A 23,367-nucleotide genomic window follows, 5' to 3' on the forward strand; every position below is an offset into this window, starting at 1 on the left:
TTTAATTAATCTTTAAATGAAATTAGATTATTCTTATTTTCTAATGTTTCTTCTAAAATATCGTCTCTAAAAGGAATACTATCTAACTGTACTTTTATAGGTGCTATGAAATCTAAATATTTAACTTTTAAGGAGTCTGAGATCGGTTTAGCTTCTGGTAGTTTTTGTTTAAATGGATCTACCTGTCTTCCGTTTTTCCAAAAACGATAGCAAACATGAGGACCTCCGGTATTTCCTGTCATACCAACCCAACCTATAACATCGCCTTGTTTAACAAATTTACCAACTTTTACGTTTCGTTTTTTCATGTGAAGGTATTGGGTTTCGTAAGTGGCATTATGTCTTATTTTTACATAATTGCCATTACCTCTTGTATAACTTGACTTAGTAACCGTGCCATTAGCGGTAGCCATAATTGGTGTACCAATAGCAGCAGCAAAGTCGGTCCCTTTATGTGGGCGCACCTTATAGCCATAAACCGCAATTCTTCTTCTTAAATTATATCTTGAAGAGATCCGTTTAAATTTTACCGGGGCTTTTAAAAAGGCACGTCGTAAATTTTTAGCTTCATCATTAAAATAATCAATAATACCTTTTATTGAATCTGTTTCAAATTCAAAAGCATAGAAAGGCTCTTTATTATGCTCAAAAAATGCTGCTTTTATATTATGAACTCCTGTATAAATCGTATCGTCAATATACTTATCTGTATAAATGACTTTGAATCGATCTCCTTTTTGAAGGCGTCTAAAATCTATGGTCCAAGCATAAATTTCATCTGCCATTTTATATGCTAACCGCTGGCTTAGCCCTTGCTGTTCTAAAGTTTCTGAAATATTATTGGTAATGACCCCTGTAGCTACTTTTTCAACATATTTAATAGGTTTCCTACTCGTGTAAGCATGAATGGAATCATGAAAGCTGATGACAACATATTCTTCCTGAGTTGGCTGATAAATAAAACATTTTGGAAGCTCCAATGAATCTTTAGAACATAACAATGTATATGGTTTTCCTACTTGAAGACCTCTTATTATATCGAATGAGTCTTTTGCTTTTTCTGCTATATGGAATATTTTAGGGTAACCTACTTTATTACGCTCTAAAATTTGCCCAAAGCTATCCCCACTTTTAATGGTATCTCGCTTAACAACATAGTCGTTTAAGTTAAACCCAAATTCATAAATATCTTCAGGAACTTCTTCTACTATCGCCAATTCTTCTTCTAAAAAAACAGGCTTAGGATCATCTTTACAAGCAATAAAAGATACTACTAATAATAATAGTGCTAAATATCTGTTCCCCATTCTTCTAATTCTTTTTCTGACCATAACTCTGGAAAAAATATTCTTTTTTGATATTTTGGAAGCATGTATTTTTGCCAATCGCTGCCTCCTGTGGCTTCTCCATCTCCATCTTTTCCTAATATATAATGTTTAGCAGCATTATAATGTGCCATAACCCATTTTATATTTACAGTATAATCAAAATGACGCATGGCTTTAACTAAGTCTTTATCTTTTTGATCTTCCTTTGGTAATTCTTTAAATCTTGACCATAAATTTTTCGTATTATATACTTTCATAAAAGTAATAAACTCTTCTTTATAACGGTTTTCAAAATTTTTAAGTAGAATGGATTTTTCACCCGTTTTGTAGTCTTTACCTGCTGCTTGCCAATATAAATGCTCGAAAGCATGCTCGAAAGGAGTATTTCTATCGATGGATGCTCTAAATCTAATATCAATTAAGTTTATAAGTTCTGTTGAAGCAAATTCTATGAGGCGATATTGCGCACTTTGAAATCCACTTGCTGGAGTAAGTGTGTGTCTAAACTTATTATACTGCTCTACATCCATGCCTTCCCTCATAATATTGAATGAAGTTGTTAGCATATCGAAATAGCGGCTAATACGCATTATTTTTTCTTCAAAAAAAACAGTACTTAGTTTTTCACATTCAGCTACTTGTTTAATTTCCCAAAGAATCATTTTAAAAATGAGTTCATTAATTTGATGGTATCCTATAAATACCATCTCATCTGGTAGTGTAGTTCTCTGTATTTGTAGTCCTAATAAGGCATCTGTATGGATATAATCCCAATAGGTTATAGGTTTACTATGTAGTAGTCCTTCTAAATGAGTTTCTAACCCTTGACCTATTGCCTCATATTTTTCTTTTAGTTGGTCGGTTATTTCTGAATTCAAAATCTATAATTATCTAACAACGATTCTAAAAGGATGTTTTAATCCTTTAAAAGCTTCAAGGTCTGCTCTTAGAGAGCCAACGGCTAAATCTGCTTTAATTCGTAAAGGTACTTTATTTTTGTCTTTTGACACCCATAGTGTTAAACTTTCTTCTTCTTTAAAAACACGACCAGCCATAACATATGGTCTGAATTTTAAAGACTCAATTTCTCCAAACTCTGTATTAATGGTTTCTTCTCCAAGATATTGTAGTTTGAATCCATAATTTTCTTCATCAAAAAACATATCAATTCTTACTTCATCCCCTGGCTTTAATTTTTTAGTGTCTAAATTATTACGCAAATAATAAAATGTCGATACCATATCTTGGATATTAGGTCTGGTATCAATAACTGTTTTTTTATTGTGCTTTTTATTGTTTACGTATGCTTTATTATTTACCTGATCAAAATCTATTTCAAGATCTTTGGTATGCCCGCCTTCATCTATATTTCTAACAAATTTATAAGGCATAATAGTTTTTTTATCAAAGTAACTTTCATACCTGTCTTTTACCTTAAAAAACCATTTTATCATACCTGTAGTCCAGCCTTTACCAACTACATGATAGACATCTTTATTATTTAATTTAGAATCTTTTACAGTAAGTGTTGCGTTTCCTGCTTTTAAGAAACCACTGTAACTCATTTTAAATTTAAACCATTCACCATTTCCAAATGCAGATTCTTGTTGAGAAAATGACATTTGCATGGTCAATATTGCAGTTATTATAAGTAGTATTTTTTTCATTTGTTCTGGGTCTTGATAATGTAACTTCTTAATGTATATTTTATTGCTGTACACTTAGAAATTACAATTACTGTTCCAAAAATAAAAAAATTCTTTAAACTCCTTGTTATTATTAGAAGTCCTTAACACTAATTTTGTTACAAAAAAGCAAAAATCCAACAGGTAGTGATGGCATTTTTACTTAACCTGCATTATTCACAGTTATTCCCTGCCTGCCGGCCAGGCAGGTATTCCAAAGCCAAACGCCAGCATCTTTGACAATGCTCTTCATTTTTATGCCTTAAAAGTGGGTGACAATTTATCCTCTAAAAATTATTGTACTTCCCAAATCTATTGGCATTTTAACTTTTCATAACGAAAACCATGAATAATACGGATCAAAATTCACATACTTATATTTTATAACGTCCCCCTGTTAGCCTGTTCTCTTTCAATAGATTCAAAAAGTGCTTTAAAATTCCCTGCTCCAAAACCACGAGCTCCCATACGCTGAATAATTTCGAAAAACAACGTCGGTCTATCCTCAACTGGTTTGGTGAAAATTTGCAGTAAGTAGCCTTCTTCATCAGCATCAATCATTATTCCTAAGCTTTTTAATGTCTCAATATCTTCTCTTAATTCATGACTATGCTCTTCTAATCTTCCTGGTACTGCTTTATAATATTCTTCTGGTGGTGTGGATAAAAATTCAATGCCTCTAGCTCTTAAACTAGAAACTGTAGAAATAATATCGTCGGTAGCAACGGCTATATGCTGGACGCCTGGTCCTTCATAAAAATCCAAATATTCTTCTATTTGTGATTTTTTCTTTCCCTTAGCAGGTTCATTTATTGGAAACTTTATACGTCCGTTCCCGTTACTCATCACTTTACTCATTAAAGCTGAATATTCGGTATGGATTTGTTTATCATCAAAGGATAAGAAATTTTCAAAACCCATAACATCTTCATACCATTTTACCCAAGTATTCATTTCTCCCCAACCTACATTACCTACCATGTGATCTATAAACTTAAGTCCGACAGGTTCTGGATTATAATCTGATTTCCATGCTTTAAAACCTGGCAAAAATGAGCCATTATAATTTTTGCGCTCTACAAACATGTGTACCGTTTCACCATACGTGTATATACCCGCTCTAACAACTTCACCATGCTCATCTTTCTCTACAACGGGTTCCATGTATGATTTTGCTCCGCGACTAGTAGTCTCTTCATATGCTTTTCTAGCATCTTCAACCCAAAGTGCTATAACCTTTACACCATCACCATGTTTTACAATATGTTCGTTTATTGGTGATGTACTGTTTAATGGTGTCGTTAAAACAAGACGTATTTTATCTTGTTTGAGTACATAACTTACAGATTCTTTAGATCCGGTTTCTAAACCTTTATAGGCATAAGATTGAAACCCAAATGCTGTTTTGTAAAAGTGGGCTGATTGCTTTGCATTACCTACGTAGAATTCTACATAGTCTGTTCCTAAAAGTGGCAAAAAATCTTGTGCTCCTTCAAATATTTTTTCTAAACCGTAGTTTACTGATTTTATGTCTTTCATAATAAAGCCCATCCTAACCTTCCCAAAGGGAAGGGACTCAAAACTGGACGGATTCTGAGTACTCTATGAATAAAATTTTTAAACGCCAAAAGTCCCCTTTGGGGATTTAGGGGCTATAACCAGGATTTATGATAATCCTCATCGGCTATTTTCATAGCTTCTTCGGTAACCATTAGTGGTTTAAATGTATCTACCATAACAGCAAGCTCATCGGTTTTTGTTTTACCAATACTTCTTTCTGCAGCTCCTGGGTGCGGACCATGTGGAATTCCTGCCGGATGCAATGATATATGACCTGCATCAATATCATTTCTACTCATAAAATCGCCATCTACATAATACAACACCTCATCGCTATCTATATTACTATGATTATAGGGTGCTGGAATAGACTCCGGATGGTAATCATACAAGCGCGGTACAAAACTGCACACCACAAAAGCATCGGTTTCGAAAGTTTGATGCACTGGTGGTGGCTGATGAATACGCCCAGTTATAGGCTCAAAATCGTGAATTGAAAAAGCATAAGGGTAATTATAGCCATCGTATCCAACCACATCAAAGGGATGTGATGCATAAACCATTTCTATAATGTCTCCTTGTTTTTTTACTTTTATTAAAAAATCTCCAGATTCATTATAGGTCTCTAACGCTTCTGGTCTGCGGATATCTCGCTCGCAAAACGGTGAGTGCTCTAGTAATTGCCCAAACCAATTTCTATAACGTTTCGGTGTGTATATAGGTCTGTGAGACTCCACAATAAACAACCTATTGTCTTCCGTATCAAAATCTATTTTATAAATAATACCTCTTGGCACTAATAGGTAATCTCCATATTTAAAATCGAGATTACCAAACATGGTTCTTAATTTCCCTGTGCCTTTATGAATAAAAATAAGTTCATCAGCATCTGTGTTTTTATAAAAATAATCGTTTGTAGATTGTTTTGGTGCTGCCAATATTATAGCGCAATCGCTATTTACAAGTACTGTTTTTCTACTTTCTAAAAAATCTTGTTCTGGTTTTATTTGAAAACCTTTTAAGCGATACGATTTGATATTATTTTTTAAAGCAATTTTTGGAGCTACGCTATACTGCTTCTTTATTTCTTTTACTTGTGTGGGGCGCTGCTCGTGATAACTATTGGTGGACATCCCATCAAACCCAATAGTGCCAAATAACTGCTCGTAATACAAACTTCCATCTGGTTTTCTAAATTGAATATGACGTTTATGCGGAATATTTCCTAATTTATGGTAAAAAGGCATTGTTTCTAAAATTAAAGATTAAAAAATGACGAAGTTACAGGTCTAAAAACCTAAACTTCAAAATGGTATATTTAAAGATACAATAAAACCTGCTCACTCAGGATTTCTCTTGATGAGATAGTGTAGGAATACTAAAAGTTCTTGCCAAAAAATTTGCATAACTATACAAATATCGTAAAAATTTGTGACTTTGTGAAAAGAAAACAGAACCTTAAGTTTTTAGAACTATTATTGCGTGACTTAAGATGTAAGACCGCTTCGCTATTAGAACCAAGAACATAGACATGATTGTAACTAACTGACAAACTGAAGCGCTTACAAATATTGCTTTTGGCTCATTTGAGTTATTAATGTTTGACTAAAGATTAATGGAATAACATTATTTTAAAACCAAAAACCTATATTGAAAAACCAGATACTTTTTTTCTGTTCGGGAGAATAACTAAATTTTCCCTGAATAGGACCGACAAAAGTATCTATGGCATAGCCTAGTGCATAGCCATTATAATCTGAAAATGTAAACCATTCACCAGTTTCAAATATATCATCAGCTACATTCGCCCAGTTTCCTTCTAAACTAATATGGTGATTTTTAAAAATTTCATAATCAACACTAGCTGATCCCTTTACATAGCTATTCCCCGTAAGTGAAATAAAATCGTATCCTAAAAATGGAACAAAATTATTTATTAAATTATTACCATAACCACCAAGTGCAAAATCTAATGCTTGGGTAGATTTATCACCCAATTTAAACCCGCCATGCGATTGTAAATTGAATGCTAACTTATCTGAAACACTAAAAGCATAACCAATATCTGCTCTGGCTATTGAAAATCTTTCAAAATCGGCATTGAATCTTGACGCATATAGATATAGGTGTATATCGCCATTAAAATAAAATCCTTTTCTTGGAAAATACTTATTGTCATAAGTATCTAACTTTAAATTCCCAAAAACACTAAGATAATCGGTATTCTCAAATAAAAACTCTTCTTCTGGGTTGCTTGTCGCAATTGTTTGAGATTTCACTTCCAAACGTTTATGTTCTGCTCCCAAACCAAGGGAAAAATCGTTTCTAAATAATGTTTGTACATAGAATTGATTCGTTTGATCTTGTAGCTTAGCATCAATTTTATTTAATCCTGTTCCTATAATTTGATCATCTGAAAGTAATAATTGTGCACTTATGTTTTTATGAAATTGTTGATATCTGGATTTAAATCCGATACTCCAATAGAAACCTTTATCAATTAAATACTCAAAATTATATCTAACATTATCCCCTAAAATAATGTCTAATGACGCCACATCATTATCAAACAATAAGTGTTTTTTAGTTAAATTAACTAACAAGGCACTTTTATATAAATCATCAAAATGGACACCTGCTTTTAAAAAAGTCGTGTTTTTAGTTTCTACTAATGTTGCAAATAAATCGTACCCCTCTTTTCCTTTCGTTTTTTTAAATTCATACTGGAACGAGTCAAAATTATTTGTCGCTACTAAATTATTTACACCTTTATTAAAGTTTTCATAGCTTACTTTTTTATTAAGCTTCAACTTTAACTTGCCTAAAATATAAGCTCGTGTATAACTGTTTTCTCCTGCAAGAGATAGTGAGTTAATTATAATATTGTCTTGTGGCTGTATCTTTATTTTTGGCTTGATTTTTTCATCCTTTTTAATTAAAGCTTGTAAAGCTTCTGCTTTACTTATGCCGGCTTGCCTACCGATTTCAATAATTTTAATTCCCTCACTAAAGGACACTACATTAAATTCTTTAATGTCTGGTTTAATATAAATATCTGTTTTAGGAGCCTTTAATTTCATGGCTTTAATAGTCCTAAAATTATTAATTTGGAGTAAAACCTCTGGTGCAGAAATTAATTTTTCGCGGTTAACCAAGTCGTCTTGAACATCAACCCCAATAATAACATCCATTCCTTTAGCTCTCAATTCTTCAATGGGGTAATTATTTACGACACCTCCATCCGTTAAAATTTGATCATTAATAACTACTGGTTGAAATATTGAAGGTAAGGCACCGCTAGCCATAACAGATTGGACTAAGTTCCCTCTATCTAGAACAACGGCTTGTCCTGTTTCAATATTTGTAGCTATGCAAAAAAACGGAATAGGCAACTCGTTAAAGTTATTTATTTCATTAACATGCAGCGTTAATCTTGAAAGGAGACTATATGTATTTTGACCTCTGGAAAGGGCTGACGGTAACGAAATTTTAAAATCATTAAAAGGAAGTTTTATAGCATATTTTTCATCATTATCCCGTTCGTAAAATGCTTTGGATGCTCTGGGCAAATTATCATTTATAATATTATCAAAATTGATTTTTTTAAAAATTGAATCAAGTTGATTGCCTGAATATCCCGATGCATACAATGCACCAATAATAGCCCCCATACTTGTTCCAGCCACATAATCAACTTTTACGCCTAAACTATCAATGACTTTAAGGACTCCAATATGTGCTAAACCTTTTGCACCACCACCACTTAGTACTAAACCAATTTTATCATTATCGCTTTCTATTTCTTGAGCAAATCCCTCAAAACAAACAAAAACCAATATGAACACTAAAACGTACTTCATTTATTATGGTAATAATTATATATTTTTTCTGCTCTTGACAAGCCTACTACATCTTCTAACTCATCTAACTTTGCATTCGCTACTCGTTTAACAGATTTAAAATGTTTTAACAATTCTACAACTGTTTTATCGCCGATGCCAGAAATAGTTTCCAATTCTGTATTTAACGCACTTTTGCTACGTTTATTTCTATGGTGTTCAATCCCAAAACGATGTGCTTCGTTACGCAATTGTTGTATGATTTTTAAAGTTTCACTTTTCTTATCCAAATATAATGGAATAGGGTCATCTGGATAAAACAATTCTTCTAAACGTTTTGCAATGCCTATAATGGCTATTTTACCTCTTAAATTTAAAGCGTCCAAACTTTTTAATGCTGAAGATAGCTGCCCTTTACCTCCATCAATAATAATAAGCTGCGGTAACGGCTGTTTCTCTTCAACCAAGCGTTTATAACGTCTGTACACCACTTCTTCCATAGATGCAAAATCATCTGGTCCAACGACCGTTTTAATATTAAAATGACGATAATCTTTTTTACTAGGCTTCCCATTTTTAAAAACCACACATGCAGCTACTGGGTTGGTTCCCTGAATGTTTGAATTATCGAAACATTCAATATGTCTTGGTTCTCCAGAAAGTCTTAAATCTGCTTTCATCTGCGCCATAATTCTATTGGCATGTCTATCTGGATCTACAATTTTATCTTGCTTAAAACGCTCCATTCTATAATATTTAGCGTTACGAAGAGATAAATCTAAAATATGTTTTTTGTCTCCTAACTTTGGCACGGTTACTTTAACATCATCACCCAAATCAACTTTAAAAGGCACATAAATTTCTTTTGAATTAGAATTGAAACGCTGCCTAATTTCAATAATGGCCAATTCTAAAAGTTGTAAATCTGTTTCATCTAACTTCTTTTTCACCTCTAAGGTATGTGATCGGATAATAGATCCATATGAAAGTTGTAAAAAGTTAACGTAACCATAACTTTCGTCACTCATTATAGAAAACACATCAACATTGCTGATTTTTGGATTTACAATAGTAGATTTTGCCTGATAATTTTCTAATATTTCTACTTTTTCCTTTATTTTTTGAGCTTCTTCAAACTGCATGGCTTCCGCAAACTGTTTCATTTGCATTTTAAATTGCATCAGTGAATCTTTAAAATTTCCTTTTAAAATTTCTTTAATAGCCTTTATATTATTATGATATTCTTGTTCGGTCTCTAACCCTTCGCAAGCACCTTTACAGTTTCCTAAATGATATTCTAAACATACTTTGTATTTACCTGCTTCTATTTTTTCTTGAGATAAATGATAATTACATGTTCTTAAATGATATAAGCCTTTTATTAAATCTAATAAAGTTGAAACCGTTTTCATACTAGTATAAGGTCCAAAATACTCACTCCCGTCTTTAAAGACCCGACGTGTTGAGAACACTCTTGGAAAACGTTCTTTCTTTATACAAATCCAAGGATAGGATTTATCGTCTTTCAGCATAACATTATAACGGGGCATGTGTTTCTTAATCAGATTGTTTTCTAACAACAAAGCATCCGTTTCCGTTTCTACTACAATATGTTTTATACTTGCTATTTTTTTTACAAGCACTCTGGTTTTACCATTATCATGAGTCTTTGTAAAATAAGAGCTAACACGCTTCTTTAAGTTTTTAGCTTTACCAACATATAAAATGGTATCGTTAGCGTCAAAATATTGGTATACGCCCGGGGCATTTGGCAAGGTTTTTAATTGTATTTCTAACGCAGGTACATCCATTAACTCAAAGGTATATTAAATTCTAGATAATGTGAAAATTCGTTTGTCTTTTTTAGTATATTGCGATATTGGGATAAAAAATTTCGATTTTTGACCTAGAGGCCAAAAATCGAAATTTTGTATTTTACCTCACCCAGAATTGATAAAAAGGCAATTCTGATCTCTCCAAAGGAGAGGTGAATAGGAAACCCCGACCCAAGGGTCGGAGAATTTTTAGATTAAGCCATATTTAATGAATATAGTTATTCTATCACGAAATCCTAATTTGTTTTCTACCGATCGCCTTGTTACAGAAGGTGAAAAACGGGGACATGCTATGGAGGTTATAGATCCTTTAAAATGTGATCTTATTATTGAAAAAGAGAAGCCAACCATTTATTATAAAGATCGTTATCTGGATTATGTAGATGCCATTATTCCTCGAATTGGAGCTTCTGCAACCTTTTTTGGTTGTGCTGTTGTTAGACAGTTTGAAATGATGAATGTATTTACTTCGGTCACATCAGACGCTATTATAAGGTCGAGAGACAAACTAAGAAGTTTTCAAAGGCTTTCTAAAGCCGGTATTGGTATGCCAAAAACAGTATTTACCAATTACTCTAGAGATGTTGAGAAAGTCATTGACCATGTGGGAGGCACTCCTGTTATTATCAAACTTCTCGAAGGAACTCAGGGACTAGGCGTCGTATTAGCTGAAACCAAAAATGCTGCCGAATCTGTTTTAGAGGCTTTTAACGGATTGCAGGCAAGAGCTCTGGTACAAGAATATATTTCGGAAGCCAAAGGTTCCGATTTAAGAGCTTTAGTTGTAGACGGACAAGTCATTGGCGCTATAAAAAGACAAGGTAAAGAAGGTGAATTTCGTTCCAACTTACATAGAGGCGGCTCTGCTGAAGTTATAAAACTTAATGAAGCCGAATTAAAAGTTGCTATGAAAGCATCGAGAGCCTTAAAACTTCCTGTTTGTGGTGTAGATATGTTACAATCTACAAGAGGCCCTTTACTTTTAGAAGTAAACTCAACTCCCGGCTTAGAAGGTATTGAAACTGGTACAGGCAAAAACATTGCTAAAAGCATTATTACTTACATTGAAAGAAATAGGCACAGTTAAACAAAATAATGGACAATACTAAAAACGACATATTAACCATTCTTGGTGTATCTATTAAACCCGGAGAAAGTAAAGAAGCTAACTTTGATGTTGCCAATTTACATACATCTACTCCTGTAAATGTTCCAGTAATTATTGAACGCTCTAAAAAACCTGGCCCTACAGTATTGTTTACTGCTGGTATACATGGCGACGAAGTTAATGGAGTTGAAATTGTTAGACAACTCATTGCAAAAGGGATTAACAAACCAAAATGCGGCACTACTATTTGTATTCCTGTGATTAATGTTTTTGGTTTTATAAATTTAAAACGTGAATTTCCTGATGGACGCGATTTAAATCGTGTATTCCCAGGAAGTTCAAACGGTTCTTTAGCAAGTAGAGTCGCGCATAAACTTACACACGATATTGTACCGCATGTAGATTATATTATGGATTTTCACACAGGTGGCTCTGGTAGGTTTAATGCGCCACAAATTCGTATTGTTGAAGGGGAAAAGCAACTTAATAAACTAGCTAAAACCTTTGGTGCTCCATTTGTATTATATTCCAAACATTTAACTAAATCTTTTAGGCACACTTGTTCTAAATTAGGAAAGTCCCTGCTTCTTTTTGAAGGCGGGAAGTCTTTTCACATAGATGATTTAATAACTAATTCTGGGGTAAATGGCGCTAAACGTGTCTTAAATCATTTAGATATGTTGAGTTCTAAATTCAAAGTCTCAACTCCTAAAAAAGATTGCATTCTTATAAATGAAAGCAAATGGAAACGTGCTAAATATTCAGGCATGTTTCAAGCATCTGCAAAAATAAGTTCTAAAGTACAAAAAGGTGATATTTTAGGTAATATCACAGACCCTTATGGCAAGTTTAATTACTTTGTAAAAGCAGACAATTCTGGATATATAATAAATGTAAACGAAGCTCCTATTGTTTATCAAGGTGATGCACTTTTTCATATTTCAACAGAATTTAAGTAACTAACACCAATTATGATTAAAAAGGAATTACGTCAAAAGTATAAAACCCTTCGAAAACATTTATCTCTGGAGCAAATCGATGAGCTAAGTTTAAGTATAGCCAACCAAGTTTTAGAACTGCCTATTTGGGAACATTCCTTTTATCATTTGTTTTTATCTATTGAAGAACAAAGAGAAGTCAGTACAGATTATATTCTTAATATTTTATCAGGAAAGGACAAAAATATTGTTATTTCTAAAAGTGATTTTAAAACGGGACTTATGACTCACTTTCTTTTAACCGATAACACAAGAATTAAGAAAAACAAGTATAACATTCCTGAACCTGTTGATGGTATCGCCATTTCGAATGATAAAATGGATGTTATTTTTATTCCGCTTCTAGGGTTTGATAAAGCGGGGAACAGGGTTGGTTATGGTAAAGGGTTTTACGATCGTTTCTTAGCTAATTGTAAACCAGAAACCATTAAAATTGGCTTGTCTTTTTTTGAAACAGAAGACACAATTACCGATGTTTATGAAAGCGATATAAAGTTAGATTATTGTGTGACACCTGAGACGATCTACACGTTTTAATTATTTAAAATTGATAAGTCACCTTAGCTATCTACCTCATCCTTTGTCTTTGGAAATGCTTTCTTATTAAAAACAATAAGCATTATAAAACCTACACTTATTGCGACATCAGCAACATTAAAAACAGGTTCAAAAAATGTGAAAAATTCGCCTCCATAGAATGGTATCCAATCAGGTAAATAATCATTGTACAAAGGTAAATGCAACATATCTACAACCTTACCATGAAGCAAACCATCATAACCTCCTGCTTCTGGTAAAAATGTGGCTACTTGATTACGACTACTGTCAAACAAAATACCATAGAAAACAGAATCTATTATATTTCCTAAAGCGCCAGCAAATATTAAGGCAATAGCTAATATCAATACTTTAGAGTTTTTATTTTTTGTTGCATTATACAACCAATAGCCAATACCAAAAATAGCGACAACTCTAAATAGCGTTAGTATCACTTTTGCTGTTCTATCTGATATAAATGATGTGAAATCGCTAATTTTTGTGCCCCAGGCCATACCATTATTTTCGATAAAAAATATTTTAAACCAACCAAACACTTCAACACTGTCCTGAAGTTTAAAATGTGTCTTTATATATATTTTACTTATTTGATCAATAAGTAAAATAAGAACGATAAGGATAATAGATTTTTTCAGGGACATAATTTAAACAAAAAAAACGTCTCACTTTAAATCGAGACGTTGCGAATATATAATTATAATTATTGCATGTTTTTAGCTTCAATACTCAAAGTAGCGTGAGGTACTAATTTTAAACGTTCTTTATTAATCAGCTTTTTTGTTACACGGCAAATACCATATGTTTTATTTTCAATTCTAATCAACGCATTTTTAAGATCACGAATAAATTTTTCTTGCCTAATTGCCAATTGAGAATTAGATTCCTTGCTCATAACAGCGCTCCCTTCGTCAAACGCTTTAAACGTAGGCGATGTATCTTCAGTCCCATTATTATGGTCGTTCATATACGCACTTTTTATAAGCTCTAAATCATGTTGCGCTTTCTCTATTTTCTCAGTAATTAGCTCCTTAAATTCAGCTAAATCTTTATCAGAATATCTTATGTTTGCATCTGTACTCATAATTTTAATGTTTTTGTATAAATAATTTGGTATTTACATCATCAAAAGTAATTTCTATACCATTATCTAATTTATCAATAATTTCAAGTTCACTGGTTAAGGTTTCTGTTTTTATATAAGTCATGTTTGCATTAACAGCATTTATAACATGATCATCTTTTTGAAGCGTTACATCAATTCTATCTGTCACTTCAAACCCTGAATCTTTACGTAGATTTTGTATGCGATTAATAAGTTCTCTCGCAATACCTTCTTTTCGTAAATCATCAGATATTGTAACATCAAGAGCCACTGTTAACGATCCTTCGTTTGCAACCAACCAACCTTCAATATCTTGAGATGTAATCTCTACATCTTCAAGCTCTAAAGTAATATTTTTTCCATTAATTTCAACATCTAAAACACCATTTTGTTCAATTTTTTTAATATCGTCAGAATTAAAGGCTTTAATCGTGTTGGCAATTAATTTCATTTCCTTACCAAAACGAGGTCCAAGCGCTTTAAAATTGGGCTTTATCTGCTTTACTAAAATATCTGAAGCTTCCTCTAAAAGCTCAACACTTTTAACATTAACTTCATGTTTTATTAACTCTGAAACAGCTAATATCTCTTCTTTTTGTTGATCACTATCAACAGGAATCATTATTTTTTGAAGTGGCTGACGCACTTTAATCTTTTCCTTTGCTCTTAACGACAAAACTAATGATGATATTGTTTGAGCACTTTCCATTTTTCGCTCTAAACTTTTATCGACATAAGCTTCATTATAAACTGGAAAGTTTGCTAAATGTACACTTTCAAATGTTTCCTTCCGGGTGACCGAATTTAAATCCAAATACAATCTATCCATAAAAAACGGTGCAATTGGAGCTCCTAACTTAGCAATAGTAACCATACAGGTATAAAGTGTTTGGTATGCCGAAATTTTATCTTGTTCATAGTCGCCTTTCCAAAAACGTCTCCTACTTAAACGAACAAACCAGTTACTTAAATAATCTTGTGTGAAATCTGAAATAACACGTGCTGCTTTTGTAGGTTCATAATCTGCATAAAAAGCATCTACTTTCTTTATTAATGTATGCAATTCAGACAAAATCCAACGATCTATTTCGGGGCGTTCTTCTAAAGCTATATCTGCTTCTAAATAACTAAATTTATCCAAATTAGTGTATAAAGTAAAGAACGAATACGTGTTATAAAGTGTCCCAAAGAACTTACGTTTCACTTCTTCAATACCGTCTAAATCGAATTTTAAATTGTCCCAGGGGTTTGCGTTACTAATCATATACCAACGCGTAGCATCAGCTCCATAATTCCCTAAGGTTTCAAACGGGTCGGCTGCATTCCCTAAACGCTTCGACATTTTCTGTCCGTTTTTGTCTAACACCAATCCATTAGATACCACATTTTTGTAAGCTACAGAATCGAAAACCATCGTTCCGATGGCATGTAACGTATAGAACCACCCTCTTGTTTGATCAACACCTTCTGCAATAAAATCTGCTGGAAAAGCCCATCCTAAATCCTTCCCTAAAGGAAGGACTTTTAATTTATTACTTATTTTGTTTAAAACAGAATCGATATCACCTATTACTTCTTCATTTGTAAAACGAATGACGTTATATCCTAAATCTTCTAAAATTTCCGTTCTTAATTTATCAGCTTCAACGACTTCTGGTTTATTATGGTAACCTCCATCGACTTCAATTACTAACCGTTGTGACAAACAAACAAAATCAACTATAAACTCATCTATAATGTGTTCTCGCCTAAATTTATAATTATCAAGCTTTTTCCCCTTTAAAGATTCCCAAAGTACGATTTCCGCTTGAGTTGGATTTTTCTTTCTTTCTTCCTTTAATGTTTTAAGCAATTTATACGAAGATTTTCTGGCTGTTTGATATCCAGGAGTTGCTGAAAGTCCTCCTTTGGAGGATTTAGGAGGCAATTCAAACGGATAATGCCATTGTGCATAAGGCATAGAACCTGAATCAAACCACACGTCAATTAAATCGCTTTCGCGGAACATTTTTTGACCTGAAGCAGAAATTAATACGATGTCATCAACAATATTTTTATGTAAATCTATCTTAGCGTAGTTTTCTTCAGAATTATTTCCAATCTCAAAATCTTCAAAAATATCTTTTGCTAAAACACCTGCTGAAACAGCCTTAGCCATTTCAGATTTTAATTCTTCAACAGACCCAATACAAATTTCTTCTTTACCATCTTCGGTTCTCCAAATTGGCAAGGGAATTCCCCAATATCGTGAACGTGATAAGTTCCAATCGTTTGCATTAGCTAACCAGTTACCAAACCGCCCTTCACCAGTACTTTTTGGTTTCCAGTTTATAGTATTGTTCAGTTCGTGCATACGATCTTTAACATCGGTGACTTTAATAAACCAAGAATCTAATGGATAATACAGAATTGGTTTATCGGTTCTCCAACAGTTTGGATAACTGTGCTTATATTTTTCAACCTTAAAGGCTTTATTTTCTTCTTTTAACTTAATAGCAATCTCAACATCAACAGAACGTTCCGGTGCTTCTCCATCATTATAATATTCATTCTTTACATACTTCCCGGCATATTCTCCCATTTCTGGTCTAAAACGCCCTTGTAAATCTACAAGTGGCACTAAATTATCATGCTCATCTTTTACCAACATTGGGGGCACTTCTGGTTTGGCTTGTTTTGCCACCAAGGCATCATCTGCCCCAAAAGTAGGCGCAGTGTGTACAATTCCTGTACCATCTTCTGTAGTTACAAAATCTCCAGAAATTATTCTAAAGGCATTTTCTGGATGATCGTTTGGCAATGCATAAGGCAATAATTGTTCATATGTAACCCCTACTAAATCCTTCCCTACAAATTCTTTAACTACATAAAACGGAATTTTCTTATCTCCCGATTTGTAGTTTAATAATTCCGATTTATCTTCAACTTGATTGAACTTTCCGGAAAATTGGTAGTTAACTAATTTCTTAGCTAAAACAACAAGGATAGGTTCGAACGTATATTGATTATAGGTCTCAACTAAAACATAATCAATTTTTGGGCCAACTGTTAACGCAGTATTACTTGGTAATGTCCACGGTGTAGTAGTCCAAGCCATAAAATAAACATCGCCTTCATTTTGTAAAAACCCAGGTAATGAATCCCGATTTGCCTTAAACTGAGCGACTACTGTTGTATCAGTGACATCCTGATAAGTTCCAGGTTGATTTAACTCATGAGAACTCAAACCTGTTCCTGCTTTAGGTGAGTATGGCTGTATAGTATACCCTTTGTAAAGCAAGGTTTTATTATAAATTTGCTTTAATAACCACCAAACACTCTCCATATATTTAGGGTCGTAGGTAATGTACGGATCGTCCATATCTACCCAATAACCCATCTTTTCTGTCAGATCATTCCAAACATCTGTATAACGCATCACAGCTTTACGACAAGCCGCATTGTAGTCTTCTACAGAAATTGTTTTACCTATATCTTCCTTAGTAATACCTAATTCTTTTTCAACTCCCAATTCAATAGGTAACCCATGAGTATCCCAACCCGCTTTGCGCTTTACCTGGTATCCCTTCATGGTTTTATACCGTGGAAAAATATCTTTAATAGCACGTGCTAAAACATGGTGCACTCCAGGAAGCCCATTTGCCGATGGCGGACCTTCATAAAATACATACGGTTCTTTACCTTCTCGGGTAGAAATACTTTTTTCAAAGATGTTATTTTCTTGCCAATATTGTAGTATCTCATTCGCTACATTTGGCAAGTCAAGTCCTTTATATTCAGGAAATTTAGTGCTCATTTACTCTTTATTCTAATAAGGATGCGAATTTAAGGAATTTTGGTAAAAAAGAAGTTAGTTTATTGTAAAAAAGAAAGACATGATTTTTCAATTAGAGTTTGTACAAAACAATAATTATTATAGGTTTAAATTATCTGCTTCTTCTGATTAAAACATATATGCATACCCTTTTTCAGGGATATAAATTTAGCCATAAACAGTGTTTAAAACCCTTATAGAACACTTTAATTTTACAAAAAAACTATAGTAATCAGCTATCCTTATGACATAGCTCCCTAGAGGTTAATTTATGAAGCAACTTTTACTTTTAATTTTTCTGACACCCTTTTTTAGTATTAGTCAAATACAAATAGGCAATGATATTGATAGCGAAACTGATAGTGATCTATCAAGTTGGAGTATCTCACTCTCATCTGATGGTACTACAGCTGCTGTTGGCTCAATAGATAATGATGAAAATGGTGTTAGTTCGGGCCGTGTAAGGGTTTATAAAAAAACACCAACTAGTTGGACACAAGTAGCCAACGACATCTATGGCGAAGCTGATAGTGATTTATCAGGTTGGAGTGTGTCCCTTTCATCTGATGGTTCAGTAGTTGCTATTGGAGCTCCTTTAAATGATGGTAAAGATCCTAATGGTACTACTAATAATTCAGGTCATGTACGGGTTTACAAGAATATTTCTGGGGTTTGGACGCAGATAGGTAGTGATATTGACGGCGAAACAGCCAGTGATCAATCAGGCTATAGTGTATCCCTCTCATCCGATGGTTCTATGGTTGCTATTAGTGCTCCAGGCCATGATGGCAATGGTATTAATTCTGGCCATGTGCAGGTATACAAGAATACATCTGGGGTTTGGACACAGGCAGGTAATGATATTGATGGTGAAGCAACTGCTGATCGATCAGGTGATAGCGTATCACTTTCTTCCGATGGCTCTATGGTGGCTATTTGGACCTCTCTTAATGGTTCTGATATAAATCTAAGTCCTGAACATATACGGGTTTATAAGTATGAATCATTAGTAGACACCTGGAAACAAATAGACTCTAACATTGATGGTGAAAAAACTCAGAATCAATCAGGATCTAGTCTCTTCCTCCCTCCCGAAGGCCCTATCGAAACTATTAAGGACTTTGATAATACTAATTCTGTTTTTGATTCAGACCATCTTCGAGCTCATAATTTAAGCGCTATATTATCATCCGATTCTTTTGTATTGTCTCAATTTGGCTTATATCCCAACCCAGCAAATAACCAAATTACCATTGGGTTAATTAAGGGCTTGACATTAGAAAAAATCTCTATCTATAATAATTTAGGTCAATTTATACTGACTACTCAAAAAAAAGTTATCGACACATCAGGTTTATCTGTTGGTCTTTATTATGTTGAAGTTATAACTAATAAAGGTAAAGCGACTAAGAAAATAGTGATTAAATAAAATGATATAAAAATGACGTTTAAAAAGAAAAAGAGATTGTCCAAAATTATCTGGACGACCTCTTTTTCTATTTTTTATGAAAACTAAATTAATTAAAAACAATCTTTTTGGTGAGCACCTCATTCATTTCCGTTCTTAAACATATTATATAGGCTCCCGTTGATATATTATCAAATCTAAAACCATTCTCTAAACTTTCTGTTGGTACATTTTCAACTTCTAAAACGGTTTGACCCCTCATATTGATTAAGGCCAGTTTTTTGACCTGGCTATTCAACTTTTTAGCAAACAGTGTATTGGTCTTATTCTGATAATAAATATAATTCTCTGTAAATGTCGCCTCTTCTGCACTCAAAGTTTTAGCTTCATTTTGGAAAACCATCTCAAATCTGGTATTAAACTTTCCTGCCTCCGATTGAAACTCGTATGCTGAGCCACTTCTTAAATCAAAATAAGTACCTGTTAGGTTGTCCCTTAGATAAACTTCTTGCCCTTCTTCTAAATTCTCCGTTTCTGTTATCTTAATCTCAAACGTATTATCTCCTGAAGATTTAAAGTTTAACGGTATGGCCTTATCTTCTGTAATTGGGCTATAGGCTTGCATATTCATATTCTTGCCCTCTAAACCTAAATTAAAATCGTTGTTATTGGACTCGTCACATTCTGCATCATAGCCGTAATCAAAACCATCTGTGGTGGTTTCGCTAAAGCCTAAAAGTAATTCTCTTCGGGTCTTGGGTCCCACAATCGAATTAAATTCTAACCGGATTTTCTGCATACCATTGCTATCACCTTCTCCATCGCTTTGTTTTGCACTGCTGCTTTTCTTAGATTTTGTATTGCTCGATTTAAAGAAGGACGATCCATTATTATAAGTTCCATCTGCATCGGATTCTTTTATAAATATTCGCTGGCTGTTATTAAACTCTACATCTCCATCTGCTATAATCTCCGTAACAAACCCCTGACCAACCGGAAGGTATCTTGAAGGCGTTATGGTCCCGTCCTGGGAACCGTTATGTGCTCCATATAAACCTACAAATTGATAGGCTCTTACCGATCCCAGTTTATTTACTTGCGCATAGCCACCTTTGTACTGATCAAGATGATGCGAATCTCCTGCCCATTGTTGCCATAATTGTAACGTACCATCTATTACCCCTGCATTGTCATCAATGAATTTATGGATGTCCAAGGCCGATGGGTACGGGTTCCCTAATAGATACTCCGTTTTGGATACTTGTGAAACTGACCCCGGGCCACCTTTATCGGTAACGTTTATTAGTATGGTGCCATTATTTGGCTTCCCCTCAAAAATATATTGCTGCTCTATACCTGCATTCCCTATGCCTTTCTGCGTGTAACCAACTCCCGGTTCCAACGGTGCGCTAGGTGAATGAAATGCCCAATCCCAATACGTCAAAGCATTTTTGTAAGTATAGATCCAATACGTACTAATTTTTCCAGCTTCATCATAGGCAGAGGTAAAGGACAAATTAACCCCGGATTCATCTTTTATCATATTTAAGTTAAATGGTGTATTATTAGCGTTATTTGTTGAGGCATTATTATCCGTTAAACCTGTAACACCCATAGTTCCCACTGGCGAGGACCAATAGTTGTACCTATATACATTAGAGGTTCCTTCTTGGCGCCTTAAAAGCTTACCTGTCACCGAGGTAACCAGATCACTGTTTACAGTTTGAATTAACTGGCAATCATCTTCTAAATTAAGTGTTCCATTTAACTCTAAATACCAAGAGTTTTCGATAAGGTTTTCGCTGTGAACCGTAAAAGTATATCCCGTATCAATTACTAAACCGGCTGTATTAATGGAATGACAAGCTGAAACATCGCTTGCTATTTTGATAATACTCCAATCTTTATTGGTTGCTGTATTTTCAATATCCCAAACATCTCCATGTTGCCATGTAGATTGTGTCGTCCAATCACCATTGTTTGAAGAAACATATGGCATTGGAGCCGTTTGATCTTGAATGGTCGTAATATAGTTTATATACAATTCCTTATCATAACTTGAATAATCAGAGGTCGTTCCTTTTTTAATATCTGTCATGGGGTAATAGGCTATCAAATTTGCCCAAGACACGGCACTACTCGTAGCTGTATCTTCAATATCTTTTCCTACAATGGCACCTATCGTATTCCCAGAATTGTTTTCTATTTCCTGGTATACCATTTTTTTAATTTGCTCTGTCGTTAATACAATATCAAATACTCTTACCTCATCAATATCTCCTTTATAATATTCTTTATTGCTTACTATTTCATTTGAGAACCTCCCAATTTCAAAATTCCCGTTAGAATCATCTGTATTCTCAATAGCTGCTCCAGTACTTGCAACGGTTGTCGAAGTCAATAGTTCGCCATCAACAAAAAGTTGCATTACCCCTGTTGAACTCGTATAAGTTGCTGTTAAGTGATGCCATTCATCAAAATTAATAGCACTGCAACTTATAGTTTCTTCAGAGTTCCCTGAGGTTTTAGTTGTAAATGATGGGGTATTCCCATTTTGCAACCATAGCTTACAACCCGTATCCTCTCCGACTATAGTCATATTGGTCGAATTCCCCGAATCAGATTTTATCCAGGCCATGATAGTTACATCATCCAAACCATCTATAAAAGATGCTCTGGATAAATAATCATCTACTCCATCAAAATCTATAGAAGCTATTGGTGGTGGGTTGATATCAAATAAATCTCTATAATCCAGATCACCACCCAAAGTAGCATCGCTATCAACATCACCAAAAGAAGAGGTAAGGTCTGCAATATCACCAGTGGAAACTTCATCATTAACATCCAGAAAGCCCGTTACAGCATCCAGATTATCATCTAATCCATCACTATCAATATCAATATTATTAATGGTATTTGCCTGTCCATTTTCTTGAATATCCGGTGTGCCATCGTTATCTGTATCACTATCTAAATAATCTTTTAAGCCATCTCCATCTGTGTCTTCTATTTGATTTAAATCGGTTCCTCCCATAGCTGATTCATAAACATCATCCAATCCATTACTGTTAGCATCTGTAATACTACCACTAACATTACTAGGAGGGATATATCCTATGGTAGGTTGTGCTTCAACATTATCAGGGATACCATCATTATCACTATCAATATCTACCGTATCTGAAACAAGATCATCATCAAAATCACATTTAGAACTTACCCCAAAATTTGTTAACCTTATCCAAGTGTCATCATCAGAACCCGTAGCTCCAAACAATAAATCAACATGAGAAAACTTATCAAACTCCATATTTAAATAGAAATCTGGATCATCACCATGCGTCCCTCCATCATCTGGTTCGTATACCCAATCTGTATTTGGAGCAACAAGGGTAGGATCTAATCTATATAAAGTATAACCCACTGGGTCTGGTCCGTTGATAAATCCTGCTTGCTCTAAATTTGTTGTAGCATTTAAGTATGGGGTTACGGTTGATGTTACTGTAGAGGGGTTAAACCCAACCATTTCAGTAAAATCCCAACCATATGAGGTATCAATATCTCTCAGCTCCAAAATAATATCATATAAAACAGCGGGCACTCCCACAGGGTCTGCAGGTATTGCACTTCCCGCTTCCACCAAATCAAACGAAAATGTTACATAATCATCATTACTGGAATCAAATGTACTCACCCTTAATTCATTGTTACAATTAACTGTATATGAACCATTAATAGTAATAACCGTAAGAACAATATCATAATATTGATTTTGAAAAAGTAGTGCATTAGAATACACTACTTTTTCCCCGGCTTTTACATCACTTAAGTCTGTAGCTGTTAATAATGCCGCATTGTTAAATTGAATAGATGCCGAACATTCGTAAGTATCTATAATACCATCATTATCATCATCTATATCAATTGAATCTGGTATGCCGTCTCCATCTGAATCTTGTGCAAAAGAAAAATTAAACACAAATAAAGCCATAAACAGGCCAAAAAGTAGTTTCGCTTTCATAATTAATAGATTTGGGTAAATCGAAATTATCTTATATCCAGATAGTTACATATTTTTTTCGTTAAAAAACTCAAATTTTTCTATCAAATACAATAAAATCGATGAAAT

At 33.9% G+C, this 23,367-nt stretch carries 15 protein-coding genes; 4 read left to right on the forward strand and 11 right to left on the reverse strand.

Translation table 11 applies throughout. The features are described 5' to 3' along the window. Positions 1-5: 5 nt before the first annotated feature. From Q4Q47_RS06755 to uvrC, 7 genes are all read right to left on the reverse strand, one after another. Positions 6-1,307 (reverse strand): M23 family metallopeptidase, encoded by a 1,302-nt coding sequence (locus Q4Q47_RS06755; RefSeq protein WP_303305889.1) that lies wholly within the window; start codon positions 1,305-1,307, stop codon positions 6-8. Then, positions 1,289-2,206: a tryptophan 2,3-dioxygenase family protein gene (locus Q4Q47_RS06760; RefSeq protein WP_303305890.1), complete on the reverse strand. Its 918-nt coding sequence runs from the start codon at positions 2,204-2,206 to the stop codon at positions 1,289-1,291. The genes Q4Q47_RS06755 and Q4Q47_RS06760 overlap by 19 nt, the downstream gene beginning before the upstream one ends. A gap of 9 nt (positions 2,207-2,215) precedes the next feature. Continuing rightward, positions 2,216-2,995, reverse strand: a complete 780-nt coding sequence (locus Q4Q47_RS06765) for a DUF3108 domain-containing protein (RefSeq protein ID WP_303305891.1) — start codon at positions 2,993-2,995, stop codon at positions 2,216-2,218. A gap of 399 nt (positions 2,996-3,394) precedes the next feature. Beyond that, complete coding sequence (hppD, locus tag Q4Q47_RS06770) at positions 3,395-4,555, reverse strand: 4-hydroxyphenylpyruvate dioxygenase (protein ID WP_303308447.1); 1,161 nt, start codon at positions 4,553-4,555, stop codon at positions 3,395-3,397. A gap of 110 nt (positions 4,556-4,665) precedes the next feature. Next, positions 4,666-5,820 (reverse strand): homogentisate 1,2-dioxygenase, encoded by a 1,155-nt coding sequence (locus tag Q4Q47_RS06775; RefSeq protein ID WP_303305892.1) that lies wholly within the window; start codon positions 5,818-5,820, stop codon positions 4,666-4,668. A gap of 384 nt (positions 5,821-6,204) precedes the next feature. Next, positions 6,205-8,433: a patatin-like phospholipase family protein gene (locus Q4Q47_RS06780; RefSeq protein ID WP_303305893.1), complete on the reverse strand. Its 2,229-nt coding sequence runs from the start codon at positions 8,431-8,433 to the stop codon at positions 6,205-6,207. Continuing rightward, complete coding sequence (gene uvrC, locus Q4Q47_RS06785; protein WP_303305894.1) at positions 8,430-10,223, reverse strand: excinuclease ABC subunit UvrC; 1,794 nt, start codon at positions 10,221-10,223, stop codon at positions 8,430-8,432. Before uvrC ends, Q4Q47_RS06780 begins: the two co-directional genes overlap by 4 nt. Before the next feature lie 232 nt (positions 10,224-10,455). On the opposite strand from uvrC, the gene rimK reads away from it, so the two are divergent. From rimK to Q4Q47_RS06800, 3 genes are read left to right on the forward strand one after another with little or no spacing between them, the layout of a single operon-like run. After that, positions 10,456-11,334 (forward strand): 30S ribosomal protein S6--L-glutamate ligase, encoded by an 879-nt coding sequence (rimK, locus tag Q4Q47_RS06790; RefSeq protein ID WP_303305895.1) that lies wholly within the window; start codon positions 10,456-10,458, stop codon positions 11,332-11,334. Between the two features lie 8 nt (positions 11,335-11,342). After that, on the forward strand, positions 11,343-12,314 hold the full coding sequence (locus Q4Q47_RS06795) for a succinylglutamate desuccinylase/aspartoacylase family protein (protein ID WP_303305896.1): 972 nt from the start codon (positions 11,343-11,345) through the stop codon (positions 12,312-12,314). 12 nt (positions 12,315-12,326) lie between these two features. Further along, positions 12,327-12,890 carry a 5-formyltetrahydrofolate cyclo-ligase gene (locus Q4Q47_RS06800; protein WP_303305897.1) on the forward strand — a complete coding sequence of 188 codons (564 nt, stop codon included), beginning with the start codon at positions 12,327-12,329 and terminating at the stop codon, positions 12,888-12,890. A 23-nt stretch (positions 12,891-12,913) separates the two neighbouring features. Here the strand turns inward: Q4Q47_RS06800 and Q4Q47_RS06805 are convergent, their stop codons facing one another. Genes Q4Q47_RS06805 through ileS form a run of 3 tightly spaced genes read right to left on the reverse strand, consistent with a single transcriptional unit; the run spans position 12,914 to position 17,809 of the window. Beyond that, positions 12,914-13,552, reverse strand: a complete 639-nt coding sequence (locus tag Q4Q47_RS06805) for a lipoprotein signal peptidase (protein WP_303305898.1) — start codon at positions 13,550-13,552, stop codon at positions 12,914-12,916. A 59-nt stretch (positions 13,553-13,611) separates the two neighbouring features. Continuing rightward, positions 13,612-13,992, reverse strand: a complete 381-nt coding sequence (locus Q4Q47_RS06810) for a TraR/DksA family transcriptional regulator (protein WP_303305899.1) — start codon at positions 13,990-13,992, stop codon at positions 13,612-13,614. 4 nt (positions 13,993-13,996) lie between these two features. Continuing rightward, positions 13,997-17,809, reverse strand: coding sequence for an isoleucine--tRNA ligase (ileS, locus tag Q4Q47_RS06815; RefSeq protein WP_303305900.1), 3,813 nt, complete (start codon positions 17,807-17,809; stop codon positions 13,997-13,999). A 289-nt stretch (positions 17,810-18,098) separates the two neighbouring features. Between ileS and Q4Q47_RS06820 the strand changes: the two genes are divergently transcribed. Continuing rightward, positions 18,099-19,256 (forward strand): T9SS type A sorting domain-containing protein, encoded by a 1,158-nt coding sequence (locus Q4Q47_RS06820; RefSeq protein WP_303305901.1) that lies wholly within the window; start codon positions 18,099-18,101, stop codon positions 19,254-19,256. A gap of 88 nt (positions 19,257-19,344) precedes the next feature. On the opposite strand, the gene Q4Q47_RS06825 is transcribed toward Q4Q47_RS06820, so the two are convergent. Continuing rightward, positions 19,345-23,259 carry a LamG-like jellyroll fold domain-containing protein gene (locus tag Q4Q47_RS06825; RefSeq protein ID WP_303305902.1) on the reverse strand — a complete coding sequence of 1,305 codons (3,915 nt, stop codon included), beginning with the start codon at positions 23,257-23,259 and terminating at the stop codon, positions 19,345-19,347. Positions 23,260-23,367: the final 108 nt, after the last annotated feature.

Source organism: Flavivirga spongiicola (assembly GCF_030540825.1).
Classification (GTDB): domain Bacteria; phylum Bacteroidota; class Bacteroidia; order Flavobacteriales; family Flavobacteriaceae; genus Flavivirga; species Flavivirga spongiicola.

Excerpts from the sequence above, each read along its gene's own strand:
- Q4Q47_RS06765 (WP_303305891.1), bottom strand. The coding sequence starts at position 2,995 with ATGAAAAAAATACTACTTATAATAACTGCAATATTGACCATGCAAATG.
- Q4Q47_RS06795 (WP_303305896.1), top strand. The coding sequence starts at position 11,343 with ATGGACAATACTAAAAACGACATATTAACCATTCTTGGTGTATCTATT.
- Q4Q47_RS06755 (WP_303305889.1), bottom strand. The coding sequence starts at position 1,307 with ATGGGGAACAGATATTTAGCACTATTATTATTAGTAGTATCTTTTATT.
- ileS (WP_303305900.1), bottom strand. The coding sequence starts at position 17,809 with ATGAGCACTAAATTTCCTGAATATAAAGGACTTGACTTGCCAAATGTA.
- Q4Q47_RS06800 (WP_303305897.1), top strand. The coding sequence starts at position 12,327 with ATGATTAAAAAGGAATTACGTCAAAAGTATAAAACCCTTCGAAAACAT.
- Q4Q47_RS06780 (WP_303305893.1), bottom strand. The coding sequence starts at position 8,433 with ATGAAGTACGTTTTAGTGTTCATATTGGTTTTTGTTTGTTTTGAGGGA.
- Q4Q47_RS06820 (WP_303305901.1), top strand. The coding sequence starts at position 18,099 with ATGAAGCAACTTTTACTTTTAATTTTTCTGACACCCTTTTTTAGTATT.
- Q4Q47_RS06805 (WP_303305898.1), bottom strand. The coding sequence starts at position 13,552 with ATGTCCCTGAAAAAATCTATTATCCTTATCGTTCTTATTTTACTTATT.
- Q4Q47_RS06775 (WP_303305892.1), bottom strand. The coding sequence starts at position 5,820 with ATGCCTTTTTACCATAAATTAGGAAATATTCCGCATAAACGTCATATT.
- uvrC (WP_303305894.1), bottom strand. The coding sequence starts at position 10,223 with ATGGATGTACCTGCGTTAGAAATACAATTAAAAACCTTGCCAAATGCC.
- rimK (WP_303305895.1), top strand. The coding sequence starts at position 10,456 with ATGAATATAGTTATTCTATCACGAAATCCTAATTTGTTTTCTACCGAT.
- Q4Q47_RS06810 (WP_303305899.1), bottom strand. The coding sequence starts at position 13,992 with ATGAGTACAGATGCAAACATAAGATATTCTGATAAAGATTTAGCTGAA.
- Q4Q47_RS06825 (WP_303305902.1), bottom strand. The coding sequence starts at position 23,259 with ATGAAAGCGAAACTACTTTTTGGCCTGTTTATGGCTTTATTTGTGTTT.